The organism is Kitasatospora sp. NPDC093558, assembly GCF_040683475.1.
Lineage (GTDB): Bacteria > Actinomycetota > Actinomycetes > Streptomycetales > Streptomycetaceae > Kitasatospora.
This window is the reverse complement of record NZ_JBFBDY010001030.1, coordinates 1-1,686: the sequence shown is the minus strand read 5'-3', so window position 1 is coordinate 1,686 and position 1,686 is coordinate 1. Positions and strand designations below refer to the sequence as shown.

The 1,686-nt window shown below is 66.8% G+C and carries 2 protein-coding genes and 1 pseudogene; all 3 read right to left on the bottom strand.

The window, feature by feature from the left end; all coding sequences use genetic code 11:
• Positions 1 to 467 (bottom strand): ABC transporter permease subunit (locus AB0O00_RS38155; RefSeq protein WP_363659280.1); only part of this gene is annotated, 467 nt, incomplete at its 3' end.
• Between the two features lie 79 nt (positions 468 to 546).
• Positions 547 to 1,368, bottom strand: a complete 822-nt coding sequence (locus AB0O00_RS38150; RefSeq protein ID WP_363659279.1) for a glutamate ABC transporter substrate-binding protein — start codon at positions 1,366 to 1,368, stop codon at positions 547 to 549.
• 17 nt (positions 1,369 to 1,385) lie between these two features.
• Positions 1,386 to 1,463, bottom strand: a pseudogene (locus AB0O00_RS38145) (amino acid ABC transporter ATP-binding protein); the annotation flags it as partial.
• Positions 1,464 to 1,686: the final 223 nt, after the last annotated feature.

Below are 1,686 nucleotides of genomic sequence, written 5' to 3'. Positions count from 1 at the left end.
AGGACGTTCGCCAGTGGGCCCACCACGGAACGGAAGGCCTGCGGAAGGACGATGAGCGTCAGCACCTGGGGGAAGGTCAGGCCGAGGGCGCGCGCCGCCTCCGTCTGACCGGTCGGCACCGTGTTGATGCCCGAGCGCAGGGCCTCGCAGACGAACGCCGAGGTGTAGGTGATCAGACCGAGCACGGCGAGCCGGAAGTCGATCGTCTTGAAGTTGCCGGCGCCGAGCGTGACGCCGAGCGTCTGGAACAGGCCGAGCGAGGTGAAGACGATGATCACGGTGAGGGGGATGTTCCGGATCGTGTTGACGTAGGCGGTGCCGAAGCCACGCATCAGCGGCACCGGGCTCACCCGCATGGCCGCGAGCACGGTTCCCCAGACCAGGGCGCCGATGGCGGAGTAGAAGGTGAGCTGCACCGTCACCCAGAAGGCCCCCAGCAGGTCGTAACGGTTGAGAAAGTCGAACACGTTCGGTGACTCCCGGCCTTCTGGATGCGGGAAGGGCGAGGCGCGCCGCTTCGAGGGCGGCGCGCCGTGGGTACCGGCTTCAGCTGACGATGACGCCGATCTTCGGCGCGGGCTCGTTGTGGTAGTTGGCCGGACCGAAGTTCTTCTTGACGAACTCGTCCCACGAGCCGTCCTGGACCATCTTCTCCAGGGCGGTGTTGATCTTCGCCTTGAGATCGCTGCCCTTCATGACGCCGATGCCGTAGTTCTCGTTGCTCATCTTGAAGCCGCCGAGCTTGAACTTGCCCTTGAACTCGGCCTGCGCGGCGTAGCCGGCGAGGATCGAGTCATCGGTGGTGAGGGCGTCGATGACCTTGTTCTCCAGACCGGTCAGGCACTCCGAGTAGCCGCCGTACTCCTGCAGCTGGGCGTTCGGCGCGATCCTCGTCTTCACGTTCTGCGCCGAGGTGGAGCCGGTGACCGAGCAGAGCTTCTTGCTGTTCAGGTCCTCCGGCTTCCTGATGGAGTCGTCGTCCGCCCGGATCAGTACGTCCTGGTGCGCCAGCAGGTAGGGGCCGGCGAAGTCGACCTTCTCCGAGCGCGCCGGGGTGATCGAGTACGAGGCGGCGATGAAGTCGACGTCGCCGCGCTGGAGCAGCGTCTCGCGGTCGGCGCTCTTGGCTTCCTTCCACACGATGTCGCCGGGTTGGTGGCCGAGCTGCTTGGCGACGTAGGTGGCCACGTCGACGTCGAAGCCCGTGTACTTGCCGTCCGGGGTCTTCAGGCCGATGCCCGGCTGGTCGAACTTGATGCCGACGGTGATCTTCTTGCCGCTCGTGCCCCCGCCGGAGCTGCAGCCGGCGGCCGTCAGGGACAGCACGAGCGCTGCGGAGGCCGCGACGGTCACTTTGCGAAGCATCATGGCGCTCATCCCTCGTGATCGGGCGTGTACTCCTCCACGATCCGTCCATCTGCGACGAACACCGCGCGATGCGCAGCCGAACGGGCGAATCCCATCCGTTGACGGGCGGTGGAAGGCACCAGGCGCCGCGGCACGCAGCAGACCGGAGTTCCAACCGGCGCGCCGACTGGCGACCGCCCATGCCCGCCGACGACGGCGGGCCGGCGTCACGGCTCCTCTCGTACCCTCTCCTCAAGCTTGACCTCCACGGCGCCCTGGGATCCCGGCCATCGCCGAGCAGCCGGAGCTGGTGAACGACTACACCTGGAAGTCCAACAC

Excerpts from the sequence above, each read along its gene's own strand:
- AB0O00_RS38150 (WP_363659279.1), bottom strand. The coding sequence starts at position 1,368 with ATGATGCTTCGCAAAGTGACCGTCGCGGCCTCCGCAGCGCTCGTGCTG.